9 protein-coding genes are annotated in these 7514 nt (G+C 74.5%); 4 read left to right on the top strand and 5 right to left on the bottom strand.

Annotation, left to right across the window (positions count from 1 at the left end):
• Positions 1–79 precede the first annotated feature (79 nt).
• Both FMEAI12_RS24515 and FMEAI12_RS24520 read left to right on the top strand, forming a co-directional pair.
• On the top strand, positions 80–790 hold the full coding sequence (locus FMEAI12_RS24515; protein WP_071062485.1) for an MBL fold metallo-hydrolase: 711 nt from the start codon (positions 80–82) through the stop codon (positions 788–790).
• Between the two features lie 42 nt (positions 791–832).
• Positions 833–1126 carry a SelT/SelW/SelH family protein gene (locus FMEAI12_RS24520; protein WP_071062607.1) on the top strand — a complete coding sequence of 98 codons (294 nt, stop codon included), beginning with the start codon at positions 833–835 and terminating at the stop codon, positions 1124–1126.
• A 193-nt stretch (positions 1127–1319) separates the two neighbouring features.
• Here the strand turns inward: FMEAI12_RS24520 and FMEAI12_RS24525 are convergent, their stop codons facing one another.
• The 5 genes from FMEAI12_RS24525 to FMEAI12_RS24545 all read right to left on the bottom strand — a co-directional run bounded on the left by FMEAI12_RS24525 (position 1320) and on the right by FMEAI12_RS24545 (position 6075).
• Entirely contained in the window at positions 1320–2087 is a 768-nt protein-coding gene (locus FMEAI12_RS24525) for a hypothetical protein (protein WP_112107995.1), read from the bottom strand.
• A complete protein-coding gene (locus FMEAI12_RS24530; protein WP_112107996.1) occupies positions 2084–2971 on the bottom strand; it encodes an ATP-binding cassette domain-containing protein in 888 nt (295 codons plus the stop codon). The genes FMEAI12_RS24525 and FMEAI12_RS24530 overlap by 4 nt, the downstream gene beginning before the upstream one ends.
• Positions 2968–3717: a response regulator transcription factor gene (locus tag FMEAI12_RS24535; RefSeq protein ID WP_112108006.1), complete on the bottom strand. Its 750-nt coding sequence runs from the start codon at positions 3715–3717 to the stop codon at positions 2968–2970. The genes FMEAI12_RS24530 and FMEAI12_RS24535 overlap by 4 nt, the downstream gene beginning before the upstream one ends.
• Positions 3714–4988: a sensor histidine kinase gene (locus FMEAI12_RS24540; protein WP_235014428.1), complete on the bottom strand. Its 1275-nt coding sequence runs from the start codon at positions 4986–4988 to the stop codon at positions 3714–3716. Before FMEAI12_RS24540 ends, FMEAI12_RS24535 begins: the two co-directional genes overlap by 4 nt.
• Positions 4989–5352: 364 nt before the next feature.
• On the bottom strand, positions 5353–6075 hold the full coding sequence (locus FMEAI12_RS24545; protein WP_235014430.1) for a CAP domain-containing protein: 723 nt from the start codon (positions 6073–6075) through the stop codon (positions 5353–5355).
• 226 nt (positions 6076–6301) lie between these two features.
• Between FMEAI12_RS24545 and FMEAI12_RS24550 the strand changes: the two genes are divergently transcribed.
• Complete coding sequence (locus tag FMEAI12_RS24550) at positions 6302–7114, top strand: DUF427 domain-containing protein (RefSeq protein WP_112107997.1); 813 nt, start codon at positions 6302–6304, stop codon at positions 7112–7114.
• A 6-nt stretch (positions 7115–7120) separates the two neighbouring features.
• Positions 7121–7381 (top strand): hypothetical protein, encoded by a 261-nt coding sequence (locus FMEAI12_RS36705; RefSeq protein ID WP_112107998.1) that lies wholly within the window; start codon positions 7121–7123, stop codon positions 7379–7381.
• The last annotated feature ends 133 nt before the right edge of the window (positions 7382–7514 follow it).

Here is a 7514-nt window from a genome sequence, read left to right on the forward strand (position 1 = left end):
GCGATGGCACGTGGTGGGTGACGGTCCGCCCGCTCCACCGGTTCTGGAGTGCGGGCCCGGCGCTCCGTAGGCTCGCGGTGTGAGCGATCGCCTGTACTTCCGCCAGTTGCTGTCCGGCCGTGACTTCGCGGTGGGTGATCCCGCCGCGACCCAGATGGTCAACTTCGTCTACCTCATCGGTGACCGGGAGACGGGCGAGGCCGTCGTGGTCGACCCCGCCTACCGGGTGGGCGACCTGCTCGACGTGCTGGCCGCCGACGACATGCGGCTGACCGGGGCGCTGGTCACCCACCACCACGCCGACCACGTCGGCGGCACGGCCTTCGGCATCGAGCTGGAGGGGATCCGCGAGCTGCTGGAGCGCACGTCCGTCCCGATCCACCTGCAGCGGGACGAGGCCGAGTGGGTGCGGCGCGGGACGGGCGTGGGGGCCGCCGAGCTCGTCGAGCACGGCGACGACGACGTGGTCACCGTCGGCGCGGTGGACATCCGCCTGCTGCACACCCCCGGTCACACCCCGGGCAGCCAGTGCTTCCTCGTGGACGGGCGGCTCGTCGCCGGGGACACTCTGTTCCTCGAGGGTTGCGGGCGGATGGACTTCCCGGGCGGGGACGCCGCGGCGATGTACGACAGCCTGCGCCGCCTGGGCGCCCTGCCCGACGACGTCACCGTCTACCCGGGTCACCGGTACTCGGCGGAGTCCGCCGCGGAGCTCGGCGTGGTGCGCAAGATGAACTACGTCTTCCGGCCGACCAGCTCCCGGCAGTGGCTGGCGATGCTCGGCGCCTGACCGCCCGCGTGGCGGGTATGGACCACAGCGGGGGTGAGCGCCGTGGAGACTGACGGCTCGGCCGGCACACGGCCCCGGGTCGAGATCGAGTACTGCACCCGGTGCAGATGGCTCCCGCGGGCGGCCTGGCTCGCCCAGGAGCTGCTGACCACGTTCGAGGCGGATCTCGGCGCGGTCGCCCTCGTGCCCGGCACCGGTGGGGTGTTCACCGTCCGGCTGGGCGGTGAGGTGATCTGGGACCGCGGCGAGCAGGGCTTCCCCGAGCCGTCCGCCGTCAAACGCGCGCTGCGGGACAGGATCGCCCCCGGCCGGCCGCTGGGCCACGTCGAACACTGAGCACGGGCCGCGTCGAGCGCCAGCGGGCCGCGTCGTGCGCCAGCGGGGCGCATCGTGCGCCAGCGGGGCGCATCGTGCGCCAGCGGGGCGCATCGTGCGCCAGCGGGGCGCATCGTGCGCCAGCGGGGCGCATCGTGCGCCAGCGGGCGCAGCGCACGCAGTCAGCGGTGGACGCCGTCACCGGTGGACGCCGTCACCGGTGGACGAGGCTGATCTCCCTGGACGCGCGCACGCCGGCCACGCAGGCCAGGCCCAGCACCGTGACGACGACCGGCGCGCCCACGGCGAACGGGAACCGCCAGTCGGGGATGAACGGCAGAACGAAGGCGCCGACACCGCCGAGCACGAGCCCCTCGGCGAGCACCGCCGGCACCAGCGCCGGGACGAGCAGGATCGCGAACGCCGACTCGCGCACGTGCCGGGCCAGCCCGGCCAGCCAGCCGGAGACGAACCAGGCCGAGAGACCGAGGCCGTAGGCCGCGCCGAGCCGGCACACCGCCGCGGCGCTGTCGAACGAGACCCCGTTCGACAGCGCCCGCGGCCACCCGAACCCGGCGAAGACCACGCTCTCGACGGCGAACCCGGCCCCGAGGAAGAGCCCGCCCAGCAGGCCGACCGCCACCGCGCACACGACCACCGAACGGGCCAGCCGAGCCCGGGTGACGCCGTTGGTGATGAGCATCGGCGCGAACGTCGTGGTCATGGTCGTGCCGGCGGCCAGCATCAGCCAGCGCTGCCAGGTGGCGACGGCCACCTGCCACAGCGAGGTGTCCCGCTCGCCGACGAACGATATGACGGCGACCGCGGCGCCGTAGCCGAGCGCCGCCAGCAGCCACACCCAGCCCACCCAGGCCAGCGTGCCACCGGTCGTCACCGCCGCGGTGTGCACCAGCGGGGCCGGCCCGCCGCCGCGCCGCGCCGCCGGTGGTGCGACCGGTCCCGGGACCATGAGATCGTTCATCGTCGCGTCGTCTCCCCGCCGGTGAGGTGGCTGACCAGATCCTGCAGGGAGACCGGGCCGATCTCGACCTCCCGTGGCGCCTCCGCCAGCCGCGGGATCGGGCCGAGCACGGTCGTGGACCTGGTCGACCCGAGCTGGCGCCGGGCGAGGACCCGCGCGTCGCCGACCAGCGCCCCGACCGCGTCCACCGGCCCGGTGATCTCGTGGCCCAGCGCGCGGGCCTCGTCCGCGGTGGTGTGCAGGAGTAGCCGTCCCCGGTCGAGGATCACGACCTCCTCGAGCAGCGGGGCGATCTCGTCGATCAGGTCGGTGCAGAGCACGACCGTGCGGGGATGGCGCCGGTGGTCGGCGCGCAGCTCCTCGTGGAACGCGGCCCGCGACGGGGCGTCCAGGCCCAGATGCGGCTCGTCGAAGATCGTGAGCGGCGCCCGGGCGGCCAGCCCGATGACCAGCGACAGGGCGGTGCGACCGCCCCGGGAGAGATCGCGGACCTTGGCCCGCCGGTCCAGGCCGAACCGCGCCGCGAGGTGGGCGGCGAGGGCGGCGTCCCAACGCGGGCGCAGGTCACCGGCGATCGAGAGCGCCTCGCCGACCGGCAGCGAACGCTCGACGTCCGCCTGCTCGCGGACCAGGCAGATCTCGCTCATCAGGCGCGGGTCCTCGAACGGGTCGGCGCCGTCGACGCGCACCGTGCCAGCGCTCGGCCGCCCGTAGGCCGCCAGGATCGCCAGGATCGTGGACCTCCCCGCGCCGCCGCGGCCCAGCAGTCCGGCGACCACCCCCGGACGCAGTGCGAACGAGACCCCGTCGACGAGACGGGACCCGCCGCGCCGCACGGTGAGGTCGGTGACCTCGACAGCGAACCCGGCCCGCTCGTCGGTCATCCCGCGGGCTCCTCGGCGTCGTGGACGAGCAGGGCGAGCTGCACCCGGTTGCTCAGGTCGAGCTTGGTCAGCAGCCGGGAGACATACGACTTCGCCGTCGCCACGCTCATGAACAGCTCGCCGGCGATCTCCGCGTTCGACAGGCCCCGGCCCACCGCCAGCGCCACCTCCCGCTCCCGCGCGCTGAGCTGGGCGACGGCCCGGCGGGCAGCCGTGCGGCGGGCCGCCGAGCGTTCCGCTGCCACGGCCTGTGCCGCGACGGGCGGTGGCGGGGTGGCCGGTGGCGGGGCGGCCTCCACCACCGCGATCCGGGCGATGAGCTGGCGGGTGACGGTGGGGGAGAGCATCGGCTCCCCGGCCGCCACCCGCAGCACCGCCCGCACGATCTCGGCCGGCGCAGTGTCCTTGAGCAGGAAGCCGCTCGCGCCGGCCCGCAGCGCGCGCAGCACCTGGTCGTCCGCGTCGAAGGTGGTCAGCACGACGACCTGGGGCGGCTGGTCGCGGGCGAGCAGCAGCTCGGTGGCCCGCAGCCCGTCCATCCGCGCCATCCGGATGTCCATCAGGACGACGTCCGGGCGCAGCGCGTCGACGGCCGCGGCGACCTCGTCACCGTCGGTCGCCTCGCCGACGATGCACGCGCCGTCGGCGCCGTCGAACATCATCGCCAGCGCGGAGCGGACGAGCGCGTCGTCGTCGACGACCAGGACCCGGACGGGCGCGTCGCCGTCGGACGGACCGGTGGTCAAGATCCCTCCCAGGGCAGCCACGCGTAGAGCCGGAACTCGCCCTCGGGGGTCGGGCCGTGCTCGAGCCGCCCGCCGACCAGCGCGGCCCGCTCGGCGAGACCGAGCAGCCCCGTCCCGGCCGGCCGGGCCCAGGACGGCAGCCCGGTCCGGGACGGCGGCTCGGAGCCGGGCTGGCGGGCGTTGCGGATCTCGAGGTGCAGTCCGTCGGCGGGTGACCCGTCGATGATCAGCCGGGCCGGTGCGCCGGGGGCATGCCGCCGGGCGTTGGTCAGCCCCTCCTGCGCGATGCGGAAGGCGCTGCCGGCCATCATCGCGGGGGCGCTCGCCGCCTCGACCAGGTGAATGTAGGTCCGGATCTCCATGCCGGCCCGGCGGCACTCGTCCACCAGCTCGGGCAGGTCGCCCAGGGCCGGTTGGGGCCGGGCCGCCGGGTCCTCGGGGCCCTCGCGCAGCACCCCGATCGCCGCCCGCAGATCCCGCAGGGCCTCGTGGGCGCTCTCCCGGATCACCCCGGCGGCACCGGCGATCTGCTCCGGTGGCGCGCCCGGGTGGAACTCCAGCGCCCCGGCGTGCATCGTGAGCAGCGAGAGCCGATGCCCCAGGACGTCGTGCATCTCGCGGGCGATCCGGGTGCGCTCGAGCTGCCTGGCCGCGGCCACCCCGCGCCGCTGCTCGGCCTCGGCCAGCCGGGCCCGCTCGCGCAGCGACAGCAGCAGCTGGCGCCGGGAGCGGACGAACACCCCCCAGCCGACCGTCAGCGCCAGCATGACGATCAGGAAGACGACCGCCCCGGCGTAGGGCAGGTCGGGATCCGGCCAGATCGCGAAGTACACCAGGCCGGGCGTCCAGTAGACGGCCGCCAGCAGGAAGGTCGTGCGCAGCCGGCAGTGCACGGCCACGGTGAACAACAGAACCACCGACGCGGCCGACGCTGTGGTGGAGAACAGCCCGGTGGGCCAGCTCAGCAGGAGCAGCGTCACCGGCCGGCGCCGCCGCCACCACAGCAGGCCGCACAGCGCCAGGCCCACGACAAGATCGACCAGCACCAGCGGATCCGGGACGTCGGCCCGCCGCGAGGCCTGCTCGACCAGTAGCAGCCCGCAGACCACCGAGAACGCGAACAGGACGGCGTCGACCACCCAGTCGCGCGCCGTGCGGCCAGGCGACCGGGCGGAGCCGTTCGCAGGCTCGTTCGCAGGCCCGTCCGCGGGCTCGATCAGCGCGCCGGGCAGCAGCCCAGCGGAACCGGGGATCGTCGACCAGGCCGACATCCGGCGGGCCGGGCTCGTCCAGGGAGCGGACGGCGCGCAGCAGCCGCCGCAGGCCCAGCGCGTCCACCGGGCTGCGCCCGGGTAACCCGCGCGGCCGGCCGCGCCGCCGCCCGGCCCGGTCGTCGACCGTGCCGTGCTCGTCCGCCGTCGTGCCGATCACGAGGCGAAGAGCACGCAGCCATCCGGCGCCGCCGCATCCCTCCGAGGTCTACGACCTCGGCCGCCCGGCGGGCCACCGCATCGACTTTCGGCCACCCCGGCCGGCGTCGATCGGCCACCGTCGACGCCCGCAGCCCAGGGACCGCCGGGGCCTTGGCGCTCCGGCGGTCCCTGGGCTCCGGCGGTCCCTGGACGGAGACCGGGGTCAGAGCTTCCCGAAGTCCTGCGTCCAGTAGTAGCGGTACGAGCCGCCCTGGGCGTAGCCGACGCCGATGTGGGTGTAGCCGCAGTTGAGGATGTTCGCGCGGTGCCCCGAGCTGTTCATCCACATCTGGAGGGTCGCGGCCGGCGTGGTCGACCCGGCGGCGATGTTCTCGCCGACGAAGCCCGACGGGAAGCCGGCCGCCCTGGTCCGGTCGCCCGGCGAGCTGCCGTCCTGGCCGTCGTGGCTGAAGTAGTCGTTCGCCGCCATGTCCGCGGTGTGCGCCTGCGCCGCGGCGGTGAGACGGGTGTCGACGGCGAGCGGTCCGCAGCCGGCCTTCTCGCGTTCGACGTTGGTGAGCCGGACGACCTCGTCGGCCTGAGGGCTCGTCCCCGGCGGGGCCGGCGGAGCGGACGTGACCGGCGGGTTCGTGGGAACCGGCGGATCGGTCGGCCGGGGCGGCCGGGTGGACGGCGGTGCCGTGGTCGGCGCCGGCGGTGTGGGCGCCGTGGTGGTGGGCGCCGCCGTCGGTGTCGACGGGGGCGGTGTCACCGTGGGCGGCGCCGACGACGTCGGCGTGGCCGTGGGCGACGTGCTCGTGCTTGCTGTCGGCACCGGGAACCCACCACCTGGTGGACCGCCCGGGGCCGGCCGGCAGGACGCGACGGCCGCCAGCAGGGCGACCGTGGCAGCTGCGCTGGCGACGGTCTTACGGACCGGGGCCATGGAGACTCCTCTGGGTGATCTCCCCCCTCGCAACGTCTGGAACTGTAGCGAACCGGACAACCAGCCGCCACGACGGCCGGAGCCGTGGTCGGTACGTCGTGCCGGGGGTGTCCGGTGGTCGTCCACCGAGGCCGCGCGTGGTCATGATGGCGGATCATGTAGATGTCGTTCGCCGCGGCGGTGGAACGGCAGGAAGGTGTGCCGAACCCGCCGTGTTGGGCCTGGCATGAGCCTGACTCTCGGATCCGGCCCGTTCGCCAGCCACCGAGCCGGCACCTTCAACTTCGACCTGGAGACCGCCGCGCCCGCGCACGTCCTCTACCTCGAGGACGTGGCGCAGCGTGTCCGGGCGGAGCTCGCCGGCCAGACCGTGCTCGACACCCGTCGCGCCAGGATCCTGTACGAGACCAACCATCTGGGCGTCTGGTACGTCCCGCTCGAGGACATCCGGCAGGACCTGCTGGAGCCGACCGATCACCACACCTACTGCCCGTTCAAGGGCACCGCCTCGTACTGGACGCTGCGGGTCGGCGACCGGGTCGAGGAGAACGTGCTGTGGTCCTACCCCGAGCCGGTGCCGGGCGCCCCGCCCATAGCGGGGCTGGCGGCGTTCTACTTCGACCGCCTGGACGCCTGGTACGAGGAGGACGAGCAGGTCTTCGGCCACCCCAGGGACCCCTACCACCGGGTGGACACCCGCCGCGCCTCCGACCAGGTCGAGGTGCTGGTGGGTGGTGAGGCGGTGGCCCGGACCACGCGCGCGGTGAAGCTCTTCGAGACGTCCCTGCCGCCCCGCTGGTACATCCCGCTCGAGGACGTCCGGGCCGAGGCCCTGGAGGGTTCCGGGACGCACACGGTGTGCGCCTACAAGGGCCAGGCGTCGTACTACACGGTGCGTGGTGGCGGCGAGGTGATCACGGACGGCGCCTGGTACTACCCGTCACCGCTGCCGGAGTCGGCCGGGATCGCCGGGCTGGTGTCGTTCCTCGGCAAGGGAATCACGGTTCTGGTCAACGGCGAGCCCGCCCCCGGAACCTGAGGCGCAATGCCACAGGACGACTGGCCAGACACGTGTGTCGTCGCAGTCCGGCTGCCGCGGGTCGCGGCGATCCGGCGCCGGACCGCCTACGACGTCGAAGAACTCACCCGCGCCCGCCGCGTCACCGACCTGCAGACCGCCGCGGTCGGCGAGGACCCCCGTGCCGAACGCCGCCGGCGGATGGCCGAACCAGATCTGACCTTCGCCGCGTTCCGCGAGCGCACCGGCACCCCGTGGTACTCCACCGATCAGGGGGAACGGGCCTAGACCGCCTACCAGGCCGAACGCCGACGTCGCGGAGAGACCGACACCGACCCCTCCAGGGGAGTGTCAGGCGGCGTTTGAACTGGCCTGCTGGGGCGGGGTGAGCTGGGGGTCTGCCGCCCGTGTTGCCGCATCG

The organism is Parafrankia sp. Ea1.12, from assembly GCF_900465275.1.
GTDB lineage: Bacteria > Actinomycetota > Actinomycetes > Frankiales > Frankiaceae > Parafrankia > Parafrankia soli.